16 protein-coding genes and 1 pseudogene are annotated in these 20256 nt (G+C 57.9%); 7 read left to right on the forward strand and 10 right to left on the reverse strand.

Annotation, left to right across the window (positions count from 1 at the left end; translation table 11 throughout):
* The first annotated feature begins 943 nt into the window (after positions 1-943).
* From ACVWYP_RS13220 to ACVWYP_RS13240, 5 genes and pseudogenes are all read left to right on the forward strand, one after another.
* Positions 944-1366 carry a hypothetical protein gene (locus tag ACVWYP_RS13220; protein WP_155258682.1) on the forward strand — a complete coding sequence of 141 codons (423 nt, stop codon included), beginning with the start codon at positions 944-946 and terminating at the stop codon, positions 1364-1366.
* A gap of 867 nt (positions 1367-2233) precedes the next feature.
* A complete protein-coding gene (locus ACVWYP_RS13225) occupies positions 2234-3895 on the forward strand; it encodes a hypothetical protein (protein WP_018269934.1) in 1662 nt (553 codons plus the stop codon).
* Positions 3896-4019: 124 nt separating this feature from the next.
* On the forward strand, positions 4020-4265 hold the full coding sequence (locus ACVWYP_RS13230; RefSeq protein WP_225161260.1) for a hypothetical protein: 246 nt from the start codon (positions 4020-4022) through the stop codon (positions 4263-4265).
* A gap of 830 nt (positions 4266-5095) precedes the next feature.
* Positions 5096-6178 (forward strand): hypothetical protein, encoded by a 1083-nt coding sequence (locus ACVWYP_RS13235; RefSeq protein ID WP_456684109.1) that lies wholly within the window; start codon positions 5096-5098, stop codon positions 6176-6178.
* Between the two features lie 4 nt (positions 6179-6182).
* A pseudogene (locus ACVWYP_RS13240) lies at positions 6183-7184 on the forward strand (NEL-type E3 ubiquitin ligase domain-containing protein); the annotation flags it as partial.
* A 203-nt stretch (positions 7185-7387) separates the two neighbouring features.
* Here the strand turns inward: ACVWYP_RS13240 and ACVWYP_RS13245 are convergent.
* The 4 genes from ACVWYP_RS13245 to ACVWYP_RS13260 all read right to left on the reverse strand — a co-directional run bounded on the left by ACVWYP_RS13245 (position 7388) and on the right by ACVWYP_RS13260 (position 13022).
* A complete protein-coding gene (locus tag ACVWYP_RS13245) occupies positions 7388-8143 on the reverse strand; it encodes a hypothetical protein (protein WP_018269935.1) in 756 nt (251 codons plus the stop codon).
* Positions 8144-8203: 60 nt separating this feature from the next.
* Complete coding sequence (locus ACVWYP_RS13250; protein ID WP_018269936.1) at positions 8204-8953, reverse strand: P-loop NTPase family protein; 750 nt, start codon at positions 8951-8953, stop codon at positions 8204-8206.
* A gap of 1358 nt (positions 8954-10311) precedes the next feature.
* Entirely contained in the window at positions 10312-11757 is a 1446-nt protein-coding gene (locus ACVWYP_RS13255) for a M16 family metallopeptidase (RefSeq protein ID WP_050994307.1), read from the reverse strand.
* Entirely contained in the window at positions 11754-13022 is a 1269-nt protein-coding gene (locus ACVWYP_RS13260) for a M16 family metallopeptidase (protein WP_018269939.1), read from the reverse strand. The genes ACVWYP_RS13255 and ACVWYP_RS13260 overlap by 4 nt, the downstream gene beginning before the upstream one ends.
* 288 nt (positions 13023-13310) lie before the next feature.
* Between ACVWYP_RS13260 and ACVWYP_RS13265 the strand changes: the two genes are divergently transcribed.
* Positions 13311-13475, forward strand: coding sequence for a hypothetical protein (locus ACVWYP_RS13265; protein WP_016847912.1), 165 nt, complete (start codon positions 13311-13313; stop codon positions 13473-13475).
* A 59-nt stretch (positions 13476-13534) separates the two neighbouring features.
* Here the strand turns inward: ACVWYP_RS13265 and ACVWYP_RS13270 are convergent, their stop codons facing one another.
* A complete protein-coding gene (locus tag ACVWYP_RS13270; RefSeq protein WP_240537185.1) occupies positions 13535-14245 on the reverse strand; it encodes a hypothetical protein in 711 nt (236 codons plus the stop codon).
* Positions 14246-14991: 746 nt separating this feature from the next.
* Between ACVWYP_RS13270 and ACVWYP_RS13275 the strand changes: the two genes are divergently transcribed.
* Positions 14992-15312, forward strand: coding sequence for a hypothetical protein (locus ACVWYP_RS13275; protein ID WP_018269940.1), 321 nt, complete (start codon positions 14992-14994; stop codon positions 15310-15312).
* A gap of 200 nt (positions 15313-15512) precedes the next feature.
* Here the strand turns inward: ACVWYP_RS13275 and ACVWYP_RS13280 are convergent, their stop codons facing one another.
* From ACVWYP_RS13280 to ACVWYP_RS13300, 5 genes are all read right to left on the reverse strand, one after another.
* A complete protein-coding gene (locus ACVWYP_RS13280; protein ID WP_225161263.1) occupies positions 15513-15914 on the reverse strand; it encodes a tetratricopeptide repeat protein in 402 nt (133 codons plus the stop codon).
* Between the two features lie 208 nt (positions 15915-16122).
* Positions 16123-18246: a type III secretion system export apparatus subunit SctV gene (gene sctV / locus ACVWYP_RS13285; protein WP_028343136.1), complete on the reverse strand. Its 2124-nt coding sequence runs from the start codon at positions 18244-18246 to the stop codon at positions 16123-16125.
* Between the two features lie 8 nt (positions 18247-18254).
* Positions 18255-18680 carry a type III secretion apparatus assembly chaperone SctY gene (gene sctY, locus ACVWYP_RS13290; protein ID WP_050994308.1) on the reverse strand — a complete coding sequence of 142 codons (426 nt, stop codon included), beginning with the start codon at positions 18678-18680 and terminating at the stop codon, positions 18255-18257.
* A gap of 2 nt (positions 18681-18682) precedes the next feature.
* On the reverse strand, positions 18683-19219 hold the full coding sequence (locus tag ACVWYP_RS13295) for a hypothetical protein (RefSeq protein ID WP_016847917.1): 537 nt from the start codon (positions 19217-19219) through the stop codon (positions 18683-18685).
* Positions 19220-19252: 33 nt separating this feature from the next.
* Complete coding sequence (locus ACVWYP_RS13300) at positions 19253-20143, reverse strand: SctD/MshK family protein (protein WP_026192316.1); 891 nt, start codon at positions 20141-20143, stop codon at positions 19253-19255.
* Positions 20144-20256: the final 113 nt, after the last annotated feature.

Consider the following 20256-nt stretch of genomic DNA (forward strand, 5'->3'; position numbering starts at 1 on the left):
GAATCCATCAACTATGCGTTGCGTTCCAGCGTGGCCGAGCAGTTATCGGCCGTCGTTGGATAAGGCTTCGTATACGCTGCGTCCAGTGAAGCGTGCAATTGCCGAGGAACTCTCCTTGCGAGCTCCCGCCAAGATATGGATGTGCTGTTTTGCTGCGTATTGACACTTGTTCGACGATCAAAGTGCTTGAATCGACCGTAGCGTCAGGTTGTAGGCAGTGCCAAGCAGGATCTGCCGCCTTTGCAGAAATGTCATGTTGGGGACTACGTCGCGAATGTCACAAGCTTAAACACAATACCTAAATTGGGCTCCGTCCGCTGCAAATGCAGCCAGCCTGCGTTGCGTTTTGATCGTGGCAGCAAGGCCTGACACCCGATGCAACGATGAGTCGGAAGTCCCGCAAATGACGCCGGCCGCTCGTGTCGATGCGGGCGACCTACTTTCCTAAACAGACAATACTTGCGAGGCAAAGAACAATACTGAAGGTTATGCAGCTTAAGAGAGTTCTGTTGAGCCAAAAGCGACGAACGGGTTGGGCTTACCGCGCGCCTCGCCATGCCACCGCCCTTGTTGCGATCGCAGCCACGTGGGTCACGGGATACGCTAGCGCGCGAGAACGAAGATTGGAAGAGATCTTGACGTCTTGCAGACCAGACGTGATGCGATTCTGTGACCGTTTTACGGGGCGTAGCGATATGGACGCGGCCATGTTTTGTCTTAGGGACAATTTCAAAGGCTTGCGTGTCGAATGTCGCCGCGTGATGCCAACCGCGGCGGAGAGAAACGTTGGGCCGAAAAAACGAGGCGTCAACAACGTTCCGATCCTGCATCGAGAGTGAGGCATCGGAGCGGGGGTGTTTCTCCAAAATGCTCGCATTAACTGCCGATCGAGATCCGGAAGGAATCGGTTGATGCCGTTGCGGCGTTCTCAACGAGCGTTTCAGTGGATTCACTTGAACTGATGGGACTGCTTTTGGTTGAGTTCACTGAAGGGCTCAAGACCAGAGGAAATGCGGTCGTCAAGAGCCGTTCAAAGGCGGAAAGCTGCTCAAGCAGACGCTTCTCAACGGCAGCACTCTCCTCGCGAGGCAGTTCCGTCTTAAGCAATCTACGACAGCGCCAGATCTCGTTTCGTACCCATCTGATTTCACTTAATCTATCATCAATCGAAGTCATCACAGATGCAGTTCACTTGGGCATTGAAGGTACAACGCGTACGCGTCAGCACTGCGTAGTCGCTCCGTCGGCATTCATGCCGACGGAGTTGTACCTGTGCGATTCGTCGCCATTGCTTGGCGGATGTGGCGAGCGGTTCGATGTATTCAAGACTGTTATCAACCGATATCACCTTACGCTGGGGGCGTGACCGGAATTTGCTGCGGATTGCTGCGGGTTTTCGGCGCTACGATCGTCCGGGTTGAGGAATTCCTGCGTTCCAGGGGCGATCGATGTTGCCCCCCAGCGGCGTGTGCAGCGTCATTGCACTCTCGCGGTTTCCTTGACTGGTCAGTGTCGTTGGCCGTCGCACCATTACAAGCGTTTCCCAACGAGCATGTCTATGGGTAAGGTGCGCGCGCTCACCAACATCCCGGAAAGGGCATGGCGGCAATGTTTTCTTCCATAGATAAAACGAGCGTTACCGCGATATCCGGGGCGCGCCCCGATAGAACGAAGCGCGGGAGCGAGCGCAGGACCTCACTGGGTGAATGTCACTCGAAATCGTGTCGAACTGAATGGACGCCCCATTGCTAGCCGCTGCGATAGTCGGCTGGGCAACGCCACGCTTCGATACCAATTTAGTAGCTTGAACCCCACGCTGCGTCAGGTTGTAGTCTCGCAAAGACAAACGCAGGCAGGACGGGCGTCGAATGGTTCAGCATGATCGGACAGGGATGGCTTCCTAATTGCCGACATTGTCGCTTGCGGGCCATGGGCAGGACCTTGGGTCCATCGGCGGGGAGGGGGCTGCTGTGCTGGCCGTTGTCAATCGCGCTGCAACAACCGGAGCCGTGATATGTCATGAGGTGATGGAGTGATGCGCGCAGCAGGATGTCTCTGACAACTGCTTTAATCACGTTTCCTCGCTGTGCAGTGAGGGCCCGCCGAGTGAACAGCCGGCCCTCGCAAGAGATGCTTCAACTGCGTAGGCGGTAAACATTCAGCCATAAGCGGTGACTAGTCGCATTGAGCTTGTGGCTGGACAAGGCGCCGCGGTGAAAGCTCGGAAGATCCCATGTCTACTCAAGCCAATCTGACGACGGCGCTAAGCGAGATCGATTGTGCTCGCGACATCGTTGAATTCTCAACTGTGGTGGTTGCGCGCGACAAGCAGCTGCGCAAGGCGGACCATCCGGTCTTTCTGCAAAAGGCTGCGCTTGAGTTTCAGTCTAGATTCCTGCCGAATTTCGAGGAAAGCATCCGTGCCGGGAGATCGTGGGGATATGCCACGACATGCAATGCGGTGAGCCGGAAGGCCGGAGGTCAGGTCGGCCGGGACGTTTGCGAAAGAATAGCTTCTCGCGTGTCGCTGCTTGACCATGCGCTGATTGGAAAAATCGGGATAAGAGCCCTTTCCATATTCGCCGCATCATTCGGTCGGCATTCCAACAGAGCAGAATGTCGCAAAGGGGCGATCAGAATAGCGAAGTTTTGTCGCGAGGAAAGCAGGCCGCTTCAAGAGTTGAACAATCTGAGCCTGGCGGCGCTGATAAACGGCTTCAGCAAATGGCCGGAAGAAGCAGACTTTCGCCAGGCGGCGGTTGCAATTGCGGGCGATGTCATTCGGCGCGCAGGCCGCCATCACCAACTCTCCGACTTTACACAGCAAGGATTGGTGAGCCTGGTCAACGGATTCAGCAAGTGGCCGGATGAGGCGGCTTCGCGCCAAGCAGCAGCCACGCTTGCACTCGAAATTCTGCATCGTTCCGGCAGGCTCTGCGAGTTTCCTCAGCAGGGATTGGCCATCCTGGTGAACGGTTTCAGCAAGTGGCCGGAAGAGCTGGCGTGTGGTCAAGTCACGATTGCGATCGCAGGCGAAGTTCTTCGTCGGGTCGCCCGGTTTCATGAGTTTGGCGAGCAGGATCTGGCAAATTTGGTGAATGGCTTTAGTAAATGGCCGGATGAGGCAGTCTCTCGTCAAGCCACAATCGCGATCGCAAGTGAGCTCCTGCACCGTGCTGACCAACTTCCTCACTATAGCCAACAAGGACTGGCAAACTTGGTGAACGGGTTTTGCAAATGGCCTGAAGATGCGACCTGTCGTAAAGCTGCAATTGCGATCGCTGGTGAGGTACTTTGGCGTGCTGTCCAGCTCCCCGATCTTACCCAACAGGGCCTGGCGAACCTGGTGAACGGCTTCAGCAAGTGGCCGGAAGAGCCGGCGTTTCGCCGAGCAGCCGTCGCACTCGCTCGTGAGGTTCTGCGCCGCGCCACTCAGCTCTACGATTTTTCACAGCAGGGGCTCGCGAACCTAGTGAACGGCTTCAGCAATTGGCCGGAGGAGCTGCCGTGTGGTCAAGTGACCGTTGTGCTCGCGGACGAGGTCCTTCGCCGTGCCGGCCGCAGGACGGGACTCTCAGACTTCACTGCCCAGGATCTCAGGGGCCTGGTGATCGGTTTCAATAGATGGCCGCTGCAGAGCGCCGCTCGCCAAGCCACGATCGCGATCGTCAATGAGGTCCTAGGCCGCGGTATCCGGTTCTTTGACTTTACCAAACCGGAATCGGAGAGTCTGATGGATGGCTTCAATAGGTGGCCGCAAGGCGAAGCAGGGCATGAGGCGATAGCGAAGATCATCGAGGAGCTGCAACTGATACAAAGTGAAGCCACTCAGCTCCGGTCAGGGGAGAAGTGGTCCCACCAAACAAGGCAATCGGCCAAAGAAGCCTCTTCCTAGCGGTGTTCATGCGTAGTATGCGGCGAGGTCACAACACGACAATCCCACGCAGCGACCCTCTTGGGATGCAGTCGGAGGCGTGCACAGCCACAGAATTGAGTAAACAATCGGAAGGACGTAGTTGTTGATCCAGGCTGAGAAGGATGTCGTCGAGCAGATGCTCTCATCATTGGCGATCAGCTTGTTGCAGAATCGTGTTGCGCCCTCCTACGAACAGGTGATGCATCATTTCGGATTAGCCTGCGAAAGAGCGGGGCTGATCGCGACGGAAGAGGTGGCAGTTCGGATATTGAAGCGCGTTTCAAGCGAAATCAACGAGGCGCAGTCGGTGCTCGAGTTTATCGGACGCGGGGCGGATCTAATGCATTGATCTCGAAGTTAAGAAACTTCCATCGAATCAGTGTCAGATGCAGCCGGGCGCGCGTTGTTCGACTGAGAAAGCGCCCCGGCAAGGGCCGAGTCGTCCGCTTTTGCTGGCCGAAACCTGCGGCAGTCTGAACCGATCTGGCAAGATCGATCCTTGCCGCCGATGTCAGAATAGGTGGGGACTCGCCATCTAGGAGGTTATCAGCCAGCCTTTGCCGATTGCGCCGGGGCGTACCGCCTCGCAGTGAAGCGTGAGCGGTGCTACATGGGATCGCGGGCTTTCAAGCTAGCGTCCCAACGTGGCCATCTGAATGAGCAGGGGGCGGTTTGTTGCCTCGGGAGTAGGAGCCGCAACTCGCCGGCTATCAGCGCCGCGCCGCCGAGGCGCCGTAAACAGCGAGCATTTTGCCAAGCTTAAAACTCGGTTGATCCTCGTCTGCTTTTCGTCGGTCCGCTATCTACGCCTAAGCTTCGGGAGAGGCTGATGGCCAGCCGTCCGCCCATTGTTCGTCGCTCTGAAGCCCGTCAGCTTATCGACAGCTACGTCTCGTAGCAGGAACATCTTTACTGGCTGGTCCGGCTTGACGTTCTCAGATCTGGCAAGAGAATTGGATGGTATCCATCAAGGGATTTACCGCCGAGGCTTTGGCTGTGCTGCGGTGAGCTGCAGTTGCTCGCCTGCAGGCCGGCAGGTGTGCGCGCCAGCCGTGGGCGGTGATTGCGCCGTATGACCGCCAGCTTTGTCATCAGCCGATCAGCGCGCCAACCCTGGTGAGGCTGACGGCTTAAAGGTGCGGCTGCGGACGCGCTTGGTTTGGATACGGAGAGACGGCGATGAATACAGAGCAGCTTGGCTCAGGCACTCCTTCGGGAACTTCCGATTCGGAAACCTCCGAGCCGGCATCTCCGGCTGCCACGCAGTGGGGCGAAGCCCTGACGGATGCGCTGGCGTCCGCTGGCGAGGCGTCCAGCTCGCAGCTCGAGGTCTTGTCGACCTGGGCCGCCGAAGGCGGGCAGGGGCAACACGAGGACCGTCGAGAAGCGGTAAGTCGTACGAGGGCTTGGCAGGACAGAGGCGATGTTAATGAGGCCCTAGATTTGTCGTCCCTGTCCCTGACCGGCTTGCCTGCGTCGACCCTGGCCGGGCTGCGTCGCCTGAATGTCGACGACAATCAGCTGAACAGCCTTCCTGGGAACCTTCCGGTCAGTCTCCAGTGGCTCTCTGCCAGCAATAATCGGCTGACCGGCCTGCCCGAGCTTCCAAATGGCCTGCTGCAGCTCGATGTCATCAGCAACGGGCTCACCAACCTGCCCGCACAGCTACCGCCCGGGTTGCTGCGGCTGAGGGTCGATAACAATCAGCTAACCAGTCTGCCTGATCGCCTTCCGGCGACGCTTGAGGAACTGGACGCCAGCGGCAACCGCTTGACCAATCTGCCCGACCTTCCATCCCGGCTCCAGCGCCTCAACGTCGACCACAATCAGCTGACGGACTTGCCCGAGCCTCTTCCGGGCGGGCTCCAATGGCTCAGCGCTAGCCACAACGAACTGACCAGTCTGCCCGAAACGGCGCTTCCCGACCTAATTTGGCTCGGCGCCAGCAACAACCAGCTGACCAGCGTACCCGAGACCCTGCTGACACAGCTAAGCGGTTATTCTAGCGTTAATCTGGAGAATAATCCGCTCCCCGATTTGGTGCAGGCTGGCCTGACGGCAACGATACATGCAGCGGGCTATGCAGGCCCGCAGGTCTTTTTATCGACGGCCGAAGGCGCGCTGGAAGTCCAGCCGCGCTCGCTGCAAGAGGTTGTGGCGCACTGGCTCGAGGCCGAGCCGTCGGTAATGGCCACTTGGCAGCGCTTCGCCCAAGAACCGGGTGCGCAAGACCCTGCTGACACAGCTAAGCGGTTATTCTAGCGTTAATCTGGAGAATAATCCGCTCCCCGATTTGGTGCAGGCTGGCCTGACGGCAACGATACATGCAGCGGGCTATGCAGGCCCGCAGGTCTTTTTATCGACGGCCGAAGGCGCGCTGGAAGTCCAGCCGCGCTCGCTGCAAGAGGTTGTGGCGCACTGGCTCGAGGCCGAGCCGTCGGTAATGGCCACTTGGCAGCGCTTCGCCCAAGAACCGGGTGCGCAAGACTATGCACGCTTCCTCGACCGGCTCGGGGGTACCGTGAACTATGGCAACGAAGCGTTCCGGCAGGCGGTCGTCGAGGATCTGCGGCAAGCAGCCGTCAGGCCGCGTTTGCGTGAACAGTTTTTCCAACTGGCCTCGGGAGCGAGCGAGCGCTGCGAAGATCGGGTTACCTTGACCTGGAACGGCATGCAGAGCGCACGGCTGAACGCTGACGTTGAAGACGGCGTCTATGACGGCCGGTTAACCGAGCTGCTCCAGCAGGGCCGGGTCCTGTTTCGTCTGGAGGCGCTGGACAGGATCGCACGCGAGACGGTCAATTCCCTTCGTCGTGCCGATCCTGACGCCGACGTCGACGAGATCGAGGTCTACCTTGCCTACCAGACCCAGCTGCGCAACCCGCTGCAGCTGCTGCACATCGCTCCGGATATGCGCTTCTTGAATGTCTCTAACGTGACCGAGGACGATATTGTCAGAGCCGAGGCGTCGGTGCGCAATCAGGAGGCAGCGGAATTTCCGGACTACCTGGCAACGCGCTGGCACCCATGGGAAAGCGTGTTGAGGCGCATCGCACCCGAAGACCATGTTGCAATGGAGAGGCGGCTCGTCGACGCGATGGGCGATGAATTCCAAGCCCGCTTGGATCGGCGACTGGCCGAGAATGGTCTGACGGGCGATGCCGATGCAGAGCGAGTGCTTGGCGCCCAGATTCGCAAAGAGATCGCCCTCGAGATCAAAGGCCCGGTCATGCATCAGGTCCTCGAGAGATTCGGACTTGAGCTTTGAAGCGCCCTCGAGCGGGAGCCGTCGATCCGGCCAGCTGCGCGCAATCTCAGGCGGCTATCGATCCTTATCGAGGAACGAATGGAGAAGTTTCGTCGAGCGAATGAGTTGCCGGCAGGTCTCGGTCGCTAGGTTGTGCGGACGATCAAGAGAAATCGTTCTATCGACTACTCGACCAGGCGAGCACTCTGTCGAATATCACTCGTTCATCTCTGATAGCGAAATGGATAGTGAACCGGTCCCACAGTCGCCCTTGTGCCTCGTAGGCTCTCGATATTCGTTGCGCGAGATCGATAGGACCCTCGCTGCATCACGCTCGACTCCAAATCACGAAGCATGGTGTAGTTTCGCCGGATCCACTGATGCAGTTCGGTGGTCCAGTCCTTTTCGTCGCGCAGATACCCGGTGAAGGAAAAACTCAGCCGATCGATATATCTCTTTAGAAACAACGGGAGCGCGGAAATCCGGAGCACTCGCTCACAATCCATCGCGTCAGGTAGTCCTTCGCGCAGCACGAATTCATTGTGGACGGTGACCAGCGCCGCCGGTGGAATCTGCCGCCGCAGCATTTGATAACCACGGAAGGAATGGCGGTCAGCGCCCGCGACGAAGAGGATGACAGGCGCGACACAGCAGCGTGCTGTTTCCTTGATGAAGCCGATCTCCTCGCACATCTTGAAGAACTCGTCGAAGGCGTGGAAGCCGAGGTCGATCACCTTGGCTACCCGATCGTGTATGATCAGTGGGTCCATCAGTTGCATCTTACCGTAAGTGTCAATTACATCTGCGGTCTCCGTGATGTTGGGGAGATAATCGAGCAATGACGGTTCCTTGAGATTTACATCGAAGGAGAGCGCCGTACCATTTTTCAGCAGCAAGTACTCGCTCACGAGGCGAGCGACGAGAGTTTTGCCGACCTGCGGGCTAGGAGAGCAGATGATGTAGATAGGAGTCGCTAACATAGCCAGCAGATCAATCTCACTTCGTCCCTGGGCTCAACCCGTCGCTCGCCGATAATGCGACTACTTATCGTCGCTCCGAGTCGCTGACTTGGCGCCGGCCAATTCCGTCAAGTTGATGCGATCAAACTCGCTCCAGACATTTGCCAGCCAGTGCCGTACATAGCCGCGCAGAACGAAGGAATTGTTCGCCGGCTCATCGTTCCGGCCCTTGTTTGCGACAAAATCGACGAATGGGACAGAAGCGACTTCGACCTGCTCGTAGGCCATCTCGTTGAGCTTCGGGATGGTCAACTCGGTCGCATGCTTGATGCGGTGAAAATAAGAATTATAGGTCGACTGGTCCCACTGGAAGAATTGAGTATCGTTGATGAAGTTCTTCACCAGATAGTACTTTGCGCCGGCCATGTAGGTCGCGGTCTCGGCGATCTCGTCCAGCGAAGCGATGGATGATCCCAGAATATGGAATACGGCAAAAGTGATCTGGCCGGATCGCGCCGAATCCAAAAAGCCGATGTCGCGCAAGGAGGCCAGTGCTGTGGATAGTAAGCCGGCGCGAGCATCGATAACGGTGACGGATAGCCCTGAGTTCAGGGTATCGAAGATCTTCATCTGGTCCGCCGTCGTCGCCATATCGACGATCTCGGTGATTGCGGGATAGAATCGCTTCAACGTTCCCCGCGGCGACTCCGTGTCGAATGCGCGTGTTTGCACGTTATTGACGTTGAAGTAGTCCAGAAGCGTTCGTGATACGGTCGTCTTGCCGACGCCTCCTTTGTCCGCGCCCACCACAATCACAACCGGCTTCACCATGGAATTCTCCTGAGACACTCGCTATTGCCGCGCGCGACGTGCGCAATCGGCGTGTCTTTGCTTTGGATGCGAACATGGCAGAAAGAAGGGGCTATTGAATCTTCGACGCGGGTGCGGCCCGATTGATGAGGTTTTCCAGTGCCGAGCCATCGGAGCTCTTTGATTGCGACGACGATGCAATTCGATGACAATAACTAATCTCTCGTGATCGCGTTTCACGTGAGGTTTGTGGTGAGCTGAAAGGACAAATTATTCGAGCAGTCGACCATGCGCGCTGATGATCGCGATCACCATCATGCTAATTCAATTTGATCGTTGATCAGCGCAAACAATTCGAGAGTCTCACGTACGTCAGGAAAGTTGGGCTTTGGCGTGGGCATGACCGGGGTGTTCCGCCCCGGTGCTTAAGACGCTTTCGGCGCGTTGGGTCGCACGGCCGTGCTGATCCGGTTGATCGTCAGACATCTAACTCGACAATCATGGCGGCCGTCTCATCCGGCAGGCAACGTGACGAGCGAACACAACAAGAAAACTATCGAGCAGCGGCCTGTTTAAAGCCTCGTTGCACATTCGAATGTCAGAGCGCCGAGTTGAGAGCTCGGCCCGGGACCTCGGCTCTGTGGACCTGTTCGACGGCGGGAAGCGGTATCCGACGGGCCCTTCTGCAGTTGCTTGATCGGCGAGCCTGATGACCATCTCAATTAGGGATCTTCACTTTGGGCATGAGCGTCACCGACCATCCCCCATACTTGCATCTAGCGACACGGAGGTTGGTCGCTCGGAGAGTCGCCCGTTCCGCGACATGTCGAAAGCGATAATTTTCTCGTGCATATAATCAGGTCCGCCACAATGCGGCCGATCAGGTGGCATCCCAGGCGGCGCCGTCGAGGGAACCCGCCGTTATTGTGGGGCTGCCGCTGCCACGATGGGCCGCTGCTGATCATCGTCACAGGTATTCAGGATCGGGCCGCGTGACACCACAGAACATAACGCCAGTTCGCCAGGGTCGCAGTAACTGAGCACACCTGTAAAGCGCAAGGCAGCTAAAAGCACATATTTGCTAGCAAATCGGGTAAGGAGCGGAAACAAGAAGCGTCGACTTCATAGCTCCTGCTTCTCTGCCCCGGAGTCCGCCGACAGGAGCAAACTCTAGCTCTGCGAAGGCCCCAGGGCCAAGAATTCCGCTTGGGCCAGCAGTGAGAGATTAGCAACGATCGGCAAGCGGTTAATGTGTGATTACGCCGCTAGTGCGAGAATTTGAGCGCAATTTTTTTGCTCCGCCGCAGCAAACTGCCGGTTCTTTACCGGAGGACGTGGAGAGCGAGTCTCGTGCCTGCGGCGCTGAGGTTGCCTGAGAGTTAATTGGGTTTCCTCGGTAAAGCGGGTGATGGTGTGGCGCCTAGCTGCTCGGCGTGTGACGGGGTCGTCGTGGCGGAGGGAACAGGTGCCGACTCGGCCGCGACCGGTGGGGAGCGGCCGACGATAACGGTGAGCAGACCCTGGCCCCACAGCCGCTGCGCGACCTTCCTGGCGTCTTCCAACGTCACCGCATCGACGATGGTATTGTAGTTTTCGATATAGTCGATAGGTAGCTTGTCAAGCTGATGCTGCAGCAGCGTTCGCGCTAGCTTTGATGAAGAATTGAGAGCCAGCATCTTCGAGCCCTTCAGGTAAGATTTTGCATCGTCGAGTTCTTGTCGGGTCGGGCCCTCGTCGGCGATACGGCGGACCTGCTTCTCAATCTCTTCAAGCGTCTCGCCGGCACGATTGGCGCGGGTGCCGCTGTTGCCTACGAACACGGCGGAATGATTCATCCAGACCAGCTGCTGACGGACGGAATAGGCCAGCCCGCGCTTTTCGCGAACTTCGCGAAACAGCCGTGACGACAGACCGTCGCCGCCGAGAACGTGGTTGACGATATTGGCGGCCATGAAATCGGGCTTACTGCGGCGGACGCCGGGACCACCGAAAGTCACAGCCGTCTGGGCCACATCGAGCGGAATGAAGACGCGCTGCGGCGGCTTTGCTGCGACGACGTCGCGAATCGGCACCGAGTCCGCCTTGGCCGGCAGGCCGCCAAACGCCTTGTCGAGCAGTCCGCAGAGGACGTCTGGCTGAATGTCACCGACCACAGCGATCTTGAGGGTGTCTTTTGCGATCACGCGCCGGACATAGCCCTTGAGATCGGTGACGCCAATCTTCGGGACGCTCTCGAGCGTGCCTCCGGCTGGCCGAGCATAGGGATGATCGTTAAAGGCGACTTCGAGGAACTTGCGATTGGCGAGCGATGAAGGATTGTTTGAATCATTCCTAAGATTCGCGAGCAGGCTGGCACGGATCCGTTCGACATCGGCCGCGTCGAAACGGGGTAAGGTTAGTGCCATCCGTAAAAGGTCGAAGGCCTCATCCGCGTTTTCCTCGAGCGTGCGTAAGGCACCGCGGAACTGATCGCGCGTCGATCCAAAACTCAGCTCAATGGCGCGACGGTCGAGCCGCTCGTGAAAGCTCTTGGAGTCGAGATCGCCGGAGCCTTCATCGAGCAAGTCAGCGACCATGTGGCCGACGCCGGCTTTGTCGGCGGGGTCCTGTGTCGCGCCGCCGTTGAAAGCGAATTCCATCGCAATAAACGGGACAGTTGCGTCTTTGACGAACCAGGCTTCTACCCCACAGGGCGAGACCAGGCGCTGGATCTTGGCCGCGGCAACGCTCTTGGCGGCGCCGAGCGAATCTGGCGAAACAAGCATTCCAATTGACAATGAAGCTCCGCCGATGAGGACGGAACGCCGTGTAAAGGAACAGGTCATGATCGTTTCTCCGTGTGCTTTGACGTCGCTTTGGTGAGATAGCCGGTCACCGAGCGCTTCTTGTCGAGCCATTTGCGCGAGGCCTCGAGTACCTGCTCCGCCCGTACGGCGCGGATGCTGTCCGACCAGCCTCGGACGTCGTCGATGCTCAATCCGGTCGTCAGTCCGCCGCCATACCAGGTCGCGAGCTCTTCCAAGTTGTCGTGGGCATAGATTGCTTGCGCGATCAGCTGTGTCTTGACCCGCTCGAAATCCTCTGCCTGCGGGGAATTGTGCGCAATATCGGCGACCGTCTCGTCAATGGCGCAGTCGAGCTGCCCGAGCTCGACGCCCGGTTTCGGCGTGGCAGAAATCTCGAATTGCGAGAGATCGATCGCAGTAGCGCTGTAGCGCGTCCAGGCGCTGATCGCGAGCCGCCTGTCGATTACCAGCGCGCGATAGAGATATGAGTTGATGCCACCACCCATCAATTTGCAGAGCACCTCAAGCGCTGGACTCTCCCCGGCGGTCGCGGTGCGAGCCGAGGGTACGAGATAGAGACGGCGCAAGGCTGGCTGCTCGACGCGGGGATCTGCCAACGTCACGGTGCGCGGCGCGGCCGGCGTTGGCTCCTGCGGTCGCAGGCGTTCCGCAGGAATCGATGGCTGCGGGGGAATGCCGCCAAAATTCCTTTCCACCATCGGGCGGACCTCGCTGACCTTGACGTCACCCGCGATGATCAGGATGGCGTTGTTCGGCGCGTAGAAACGCTTGTAGAAAGCGAGCGCGTCTTCGCGGTCGAGATTTTCGATCTCCTGCCGCCAGCCGATCACAGGGTGACCGTAGGGATGGTTGAGGTAGAGCGCCGCCATCATCTGCTCGACAAGCCGCGCATCCGGCCTGTTGGCGACGCGCATATTATATTCCTCCAGCACGACGTCGCGCTCTGACAATACGTCCCGGTCCTTGAGAATAAGACCGGTCATGCGGTCGGCTTCAAATTCCATCATCTTGCCGAGCTGTTCGCGCGGCACGTGCTGGAAATAACTGGTATAGTCCCTTCCCGTGAAGGCGTTCTGATTGCCGCCGACGCGCAGCACGGTCTGGGAGAATTCGTCCGCCTGATGTTTGGTTGTGCCCTTGAACATCAGGTGTTCAAGGAAATGCGCTAGCCCCGATTTGCCCGCCGGCTCATCGGCGGAGCCAACCTTATACCAGATCATCTGAGTCACAACGGGTGCGCGATGATCCGGAATCATCACCACTTGCAGGCCGTTTGGAAGCATGAGGGTAGCCGGTCGATCCGATCTGGCCTTGTCCTCAGCAAAGATGCTCTCCTCCGCAGAAGAGTATAGGTTACGATTGGTGCTATCAGCCGTCCTGTGCTCGACCGCCGGGGAGGTGGGTGTCACTGAATCGATAGCGCCAGTAGCGATGCTCGACGCCATGGCGTTGACGGTACTCCGGTTCTTCATGGCCTTGCCTTCGCTCCATAGAGATCCATGTTTTGTGGCAGATAGACCGACAAAACAGGAGGCTGTACACGGTTTGGCAAGGAGCAAAGGTCGGGCCAAATGCCCGATGTGCGGCACGGGCCGCACGGCGCGCCAACCGGACGCAAGACCGATCCGGCGCGCGTGTTCTGGTCAAAGGTCAACGGCCGGCAGGTCGTGAACACGACATTGCGCAAGAAAGCACACGACAATCTGGCGCAAACCGTAGAATGGCAGCGGGGATAGACAAATTGAACCGCGATATGACTCCGGATCAAATCCCTGTCGCCTGTTGCTGTCTCGTTCTACGCCGGGAGTGGCTTGACGATGTTTCTCATGGTGGCGAGGCGAGAGTTGGCGAGAAGCTCCTTGGAGTACGCTGTGCCGAAGTAGTCGAGGACGAAGGTGCCAGAATAGCGTAGATTATCGCACGCGCGGATGAGGCTATCGAGTATTGCGCCGACTTGCCCAATGCGGTCGCGATAGCGCGCGCGAATGACATTAACAGCGTTCATCGAATGAACCGCCTCGTCGGCAATTATCTCTCGCAGCCAATGATGAAACGTGTTGTTCCCAAGAGCGTCGTAAAACGGCTTTTCTGCCGCGTAGGCGCGGCAAGTGCACATTTCGTCAAACGCAATCATAACTAACAAGGAGAATTCGTCCTTCAGGTAATCGGTAATCGGACCAAAATCATGCGATCGAGCGCCCAACCTCTCGCGAAGATGCTTTTCGGATCCGTTCGCGACAAGTTCAATGATCCGGATGAAGCCATTGGTGTGGCGCTCTTCATCAATCACCCAGGCGCTGAGAAATGCTGCAGCTTCATCGGTCGCGATGAGATTTCTGGCGGCAAGTTCTTGTTTCAAATGCCGGGCGTCATATTCCGTGTATAAATCAGGCCACAATTTATCCCAACGTGCGCGTATGGCTGATGGTTCGGCGCTGAACATCGCAGGTGTAAGAGCGCTGAACAATTCGCTTGGATTCCAGTCCCGTCGAACCGGCGTGATCATCCCTGTCCCCTAGCCGCGAGCGCTTAAGCGAACGTTTTTGTCTTTCCGAACCCTGGCAAATATTAGCTGCATACGAAACGGCCGTCGCCTCTCAGTTTTGGTGGGGCAAGTCCGGGTCGTACTGTTCTCGGCCCATCCAAGGTTGCGGTCAATGGCCAGCGAAAGTTCATCGCGGTGAGAAGCAAGCCAAGAAGAAGTGGAATACGCGCGTTTACCAGCCGACTGGTTTCGTCGTACTGATCGACACGCATAGCATCGTCAGTCTACCATCGGCCGGTTGCTCGGACTGCACGACGCCTTTGCCGTCACTATATTCTGGCGCGGAGTTCGAGCGATGGGACATGCACCAAGCAACGGTCTGTGCGAGAATGCGCGCTGAGCAGGCTCGGAGCATTGAAGCGTTGGCAATGCTCCCCGATCCACCTTCGTCGCTGTTTAGTACGAACTGCCATTGCCCTTATTCCTGTCGCACTCTGCCCTGTCCGGTGTGATACTTATTATGTCCAGAGTCCGACGCTGCGGATCAGGGCTGCGGGAGCGCTGTATCAAGTACATGTTTTTCCTGTTCGTGGACGGCAAGCCCTCACGATCGTTTGTGGCACGTCGCTTGCTCGGTCGAGAAGTGACAATAGTGGCCTCACAATCATGAGATGGTGTGTGGGCGCGTCAATTAGTGATCATGGGAGACATGCGGGAGCGCTGCTCAGGCGTCGTCTCGTCCATATACAACCATACAGGAGATGGCGATGACGAAAGAAACCGGGATCAACGATGACATCGGCATTGCAGCCGGCGCATTTCAGGACTTCACGAAGCGAGCCATCGGAGCGCAAAGCGAGTTTGTGAAAAAGTACTCAGAGGCCTATTGGCACTGGCAGGAGCGCATTCAAATCGAAGCGACGCAGTTGACAGAGTTCTTCAAGCATGTCTCCTCGACGTCTTCAGCGCCCGACCAGATCGGCATTCTTCAGGGGTGGATGAAAGGCGCCAAGCAGCGGTTCACGGAGGATGTTGTCTATTCTATCGAAGCCGCGAAAGCTCTCACGAATGTCGGACTGCAGGCTTAATTTGGTCTCTGCCGGCGCAAGGTGGCGGTGTCATATGCAAGGTAAGTAACGGATGAATTGCAATGTTACTACACGTGGCGATACAATTATCGATCGCATCTCTAATTACTTTTGAGGTTTTGCGGCGGCGTATAGTGCGGCCGATTAAGGGGAGCCTAGTTATCGGCAAGCCGGCCACTCAAGCGTCAAGCTTTTGCACGCTATTGTTCGCTGCGCGCCAAGGCGTCATCCATCCGCGGTTGTGACCCGGCATCCTCGGTCTCCGTCTTACTTTCTAGCGCAAGCGACAGTTTGAGATTGTTGTGCAACATCGCATTTGAGGGTTCTCTTTCGAGAGCTTTGCGGTATAGCCCTTGCGCCTCTTGATGGCGGCCCTTCTGATCGAGGACAACGCCCTTGGCGTTCAGTGTGCGCAGATCGCCGGGAGCCGCCAAGAGGACATTATCGAGAACCTCAAGGGCTTGATCGGGCGATTTGCGGGCCAGCAGGACCCGCGCAAGAGAGATCGCCGCATCGACATTGTTTGGTTGTTGCTTCAACGTATCGCGCAGAGTTTGCTCATCAGCATCCCGACCGAGGCTGTATGGAATTCGTTCGCGCACGCCAGGATCGATCGCCTTGGCGTCAGCTAGGTCTGACGAGGGCGTCTGCCGCGATGAAAGGGCCGACCTATCCGGGTTAGCGCAGCCTGCGAGCAGAACAAGAGCGAGCGAGCTTGAGCACAAGGCTGAGCGAAGGAAGCATGCGCGTCGCCAGAGGCTTATCTCATAGGAATTCATAGGCTATCTCACGACGAGCTGCTGTGCTCTGTTAACTTGCGGCTGGAAGCAGCCCGCCACGCTCCGAGGAAGGAACCCTTTCCTTGGTAGCCGGAAGTTTCACGGACCCAATCGGCTGGACTGTGAACTCCGAGGCGAGATCCTGATAAGACAGAACGGGCAGATCGAGCCCGTTGCGGGTGAGAAAGCCGCGTACGAAGCGCCGGATATCCATCGAGCCGAGAATGACGGGCTGGCTTTGGCTTTGTGCGATGGTCGAATGGATCTGACGGAATTGTGAAAGCAGCTTCTCGCTCTGCCAATCGTCCAGAACGAGATATGGTCCGACAGCGGTTTCGCGCACCGAAACGCGCACTATCTCTTCAGTCTCACGCTCGATGATAAAGGCGGCCACAACGCGGTGGGCATTGGCATAGCGAAAGCAGATCTGCCGCTTCAGGGCGGCACGAACATATTCAGTGAGCAGGACGGCGTTCTGCTCGCGTTCACTCCATTCTGCAAGGGCCTCCAGGAGGAGGCGAGTGTTGCGAATGGGTATCCCCTCGTCGAGCAGACGGCGCAGGACCTCTGCGATCCGAGGAATGGTCGCCGTACGAAGCACTTCCTTCACCAGATCGGCGTACTCCTGCTCCATTCGGGCAAGCAGTTGACGTGTCTCTTGAATGCCTACCAGGCGCTGTGCGTAGCGTGTCAATGTGGAATGGAGACGTAAAGCAAGAATTTCGACCGGACGGTGGTGTCCGATCCCGGCGGCTTTGAGCGCAGCTGCATGGCGTTCTTCGATCCATACGCGAGCCGTCTCCGGATCTTGCCGAAATGGGATGCCGCTTAGTTCAATGTTCGCAATATCATCGTTGAGAACGAGTTGCGTCGGATCGATCACATCCCGTTCAACCGGCACGCTATCGACATCTATCCTGAACTGCGACTTGGACAGGTTCTGGTCAATCCGGGCCGGGATACGCGGAACCGTGATTCCAAGGTCTGCCGATACCGACGTGGAAACGCGCGCGATGCTTTGTTCCAACTCGTCTTTGTCGATTGAATGTGTCAGGTTCGGCGCAAGGAATAACGCAATCGGAAGTGCTTCCGCATGAGCGGCTTGCTTCTGTGCCTGTGCCTGTGCTGGAGCCGGTGCCGAAGCAGTGACGTTTGCGCCTGTCTTCGCGGCAGGCTCGTCGCCTTTCGCGCCGACCTTGACATAGCTTGCGGCAGCGAAGAGGACGGCCAAGATGACGAACGGGGGCAAGGGGAAGCCAGGAACGAATCCCATTAACAATAAGACGCAGGCCGCCAGCCGAAGCGCTTGTGTGCTCGCCGTAAGTTGGCTGACAATATCGGCCCCAAGCTTGAGCTTGGAAGGCCCGTTGACCCGTGTGACGATGGTCGCGGCCGTAATCGACAGCAACAGTGCGGGAATCTGTGAAATGAGCGCATCACCTATCGTCAGCAGCGTATAGTGATGCATCGCGGCATCGAGCGACATATCCTTGGAGAGCAGGCCGATGCTGATTCCGCCCAGCATATTGATGCAGATGACGATCAACCCGGCGATCGCGTCGCCTTTCACGAATTTCATGGCGCCATCCATTGCACCATGAAGTTGGCTTTCTTGCTCAAGTGCCGCGCGCCGGCGACGTGCTTCGTGTTGATCGATATGGTTGTTGCGCAGCTCCGCATCGATCGCCATCTGCTTGCCCGGAAGTGCATCGAGCGTGAATCGCGCTGACACCTCTGCGACGCGCTCGGCGCCTTTGGCAAGGACCATGAACTGCACCATGGTCACGATCAGGAATATGACGATTCCGACAGCGATATTCCCCGAAATGACGAAGTCGCCAAAGGTGCGGATGATGCTGCCGGCGTCGCCCTCCGCAAGAATCAGGCGTGTTGTTGCGATGGTCAGCGCCAGACGAAAAACCGTCGAAATCAGAATGACGCCCGGCAGCGACGAAAAATCAAGCGGCGTGCTGAGATAGAGGGCAACCATCAGCAGCAATATGGCAAAGCCGAGGTTGAAGCCGATAAGCATGTCAATCACGATGATCGGGATCGGCATGATCATCATGCCGATCGCCAGAAGCAGCATCAGTGCGACCATGATATCCGGATGGGCCGGTGCGCGGGCGACGAGATTTCGTAGGTGACTGGCCATGCAAAGCCTTATTGTTTGACCGGAGCCGGGTTGCCCCGCAAGGAAACATAGCGCTTGAAGGTGGCCTGCGCCTCGGCCATGCGGCCAGCCTGACGCAGAGCATGGCTGCGCAGCAGCAGCAATGGCAGACGCGACGATGGCTGATCATCAAGCATGTCCAGCCTGTCCAATACCGATAGCGCTTCCTCGCCGAGGCGCTCCGAGATGAGGGCATAGGCGAGGATGCGAAGCAGCTCGACGTCTTGAGAATGTTCGTGAACGACGAGCCGCAAGAGCGCCAGACTGTGTGCGCTCTGCCCGCACGCAAGGTGGACATAGGAAAGCGTGCAGAGCAAATCGCGCTCGGGCCCAGAGATCGGAACTGCCCGATCGGCTTTGGAAACATTCGACGACCGGGTAGGTGTGAAGTGCTGCACTTCGTGCGGATCTGGCATTGCTAGCCTTGGATCAAGCTGTTGTGATTCTGCCGGAGCAGGATTAAACGCCGCAGCTCCAGCCGCAGAAGCGCAGCCCCTTCGCCTGCCACCGAGCCCTCTGGCGCGGCTGACAGCGCATCGGCCAGACGCTCGAGGAGAAGGCCGTGTTGCTCCGGACGTACTACATGCGAATGACGCAGGCGGGGCGTGACGAAGGAGAGCAGGCTATGCGCGAGATTGGGGCCCTTCAGGCAGGCAAGTTCCGAACTCGTTTCGATCTTACCTGCGTGCTCGGTGGCATCGGTGGGATTGATCCGCGAGATTGGATCGATTGACTTGAGTTCGAGCGCGTTATCGATCGTGCTGGCAGCCAACCGCTCCTGCGCTTCGCGCTGTTGGACAACTGACGTGTGACCCTTGCCGTTTCCATGGACCTTGTCGATGCCGACGCTGCTGGCCTGAGGTGTGGCCGGGGCGATAACAGGTGCATGATGCTCGTTGTTAATTCCCTGAAAGGCGATGCCAGGCTCTACGGACCGCTGCGGCAGCCTAGTCATGAAACGTTCCTTCGTTGGCCGCGGGCTAAAACTCTAATAAGACAAAGCAGCAAGCTGGCCATTGCGTGTCAGCAGCACACGTCCGTCCTCGATCTCCTTTACGGTCCATCCATTGCTCAGGAGTGCACCCGCGAAGTACTTTTGACCAGCAATGACCAGATAAGGGGCGCTTCCGCGCCAAACTGCCTGGACGGCAATTGCGGGGGGCGCCTTCTCCTCCTTGATGGCGACCGCACTGACGAGCGTATAAGCACCATTGCTTTGGACATCGAACCGCTGCTGGACTTCCCGCCATTTAGCGAGCGAGGCAGGCGTAATAGTGCCATCGGCGGTCACAACGCCCGGCCCGGAACTGACTTTGATGCCGAGCAGGCCCGCCGCGTCAACTTCCCCTTGCAGCCGTTGAGCCGCTGCGTCGGTGGCCGGAACATCAGGGGTCGCGAGCGCGATTTTGGGGGCAATGTCCGTGGCGGAGGACGAGGTGCTCAGCGCTGCGGCGCTGTCGAACTGGACAAATCTCGTTGAAAGGGTGCCAACTGCGGCAGAGCTGATGAGGACCAAGGCAAGCGGGATAATCGGTACATGCCAGCGCCCGGTAGAGCCGGCTTGCTGAGTGCCTTCGGTCGAGCAGCGAATGGACATCGCGCCCATATGGATGACGGCAGGAAGAGGGACAACAACGGTCTCATTTGGCGAAATAGGGCCGCGACCCTCGATCGCGACGTCCGCGGCAAGGGCCTCGATCTCGATCGAGCTGATATGCCAGCTGACGCGAAGATGGTGCGGTTCGAGGCCTTGCTCGATGAAGACCAAATCAGCATCGAGGCTGCTGCCAATCAAGCAGGAGCCGCTCCCCGCTTTGCCGGTCAACCCGGAATAACACCCCGACAACACTTCGAATAGCGGGGAAGCTGGTTCATTCACGATCGTCTCCTGAATGAAGAACGAGACCGTACGGCAAAGCCGTACGGTCTGTTGCGACTTCACAGATCATGCGGCCGGCAAAAGCGGGAGGATATAATTTCGTCCCGCTTCAT

The organism is Bradyrhizobium sp. USDA 3262 (assembly GCF_054060035.1).

Bases quoted from the DNA above. Each gene is read 5' to 3' on its own strand.
- ACVWYP_RS13235 (WP_456684109.1), top strand. From the start codon at position 5,096: ATGAATACAGAGCAGCTTGGCTCAGGCACTCCTTCGGGAACTTCCGAT.
- sctY (WP_050994308.1), bottom strand. From the start codon at position 18,680: ATGCCAGATCCGCACGAAGTGCAGCACTTCACACCTACCCGGTCGTCG.
- ACVWYP_RS13270 (WP_240537185.1), bottom strand. From the start codon at position 14,245: ATGATCACGCCGGTTCGACGGGACTGGAATCCAAGCGAATTGTTCAGC.
- ACVWYP_RS13295 (WP_016847917.1), bottom strand. From the start codon at position 19,219: ATGACTAGGCTGCCGCAGCGGTCCGTAGAGCCTGGCATCGCCTTTCAG.
- ACVWYP_RS13245 (WP_018269935.1), bottom strand. From the start codon at position 8,143: ATGTTAGCGACTCCTATCTACATCATCTGCTCTCCTAGCCCGCAGGTC.
- ACVWYP_RS13275 (WP_018269940.1), top strand. From the start codon at position 14,992: ATGACGAAAGAAACCGGGATCAACGATGACATCGGCATTGCAGCCGGC.
- ACVWYP_RS13250 (WP_018269936.1), bottom strand. From the start codon at position 8,953: ATGGTGAAGCCGGTTGTGATTGTGGTGGGCGCGGACAAAGGAGGCGTC.
- ACVWYP_RS13260 (WP_018269939.1), bottom strand. From the start codon at position 13,022: ATGCTTCCAAACGGCCTGCAAGTGGTGATGATTCCGGATCATCGCGCA.
- ACVWYP_RS13225 (WP_018269934.1), top strand. From the start codon at position 2,234: ATGTCTACTCAAGCCAATCTGACGACGGCGCTAAGCGAGATCGATTGT.
- ACVWYP_RS13255 (WP_050994307.1), bottom strand. From the start codon at position 11,757: ATGACCTGTTCCTTTACACGGCGTTCCGTCCTCATCGGCGGAGCTTCA.
- ACVWYP_RS13265 (WP_016847912.1), top strand. From the start codon at position 13,311: ATGCCCGATGTGCGGCACGGGCCGCACGGCGCGCCAACCGGACGCAAG.
- sctV (WP_028343136.1), bottom strand. From the start codon at position 18,246: ATGGCCAGTCACCTACGAAATCTCGTCGCCCGCGCACCGGCCCATCCG.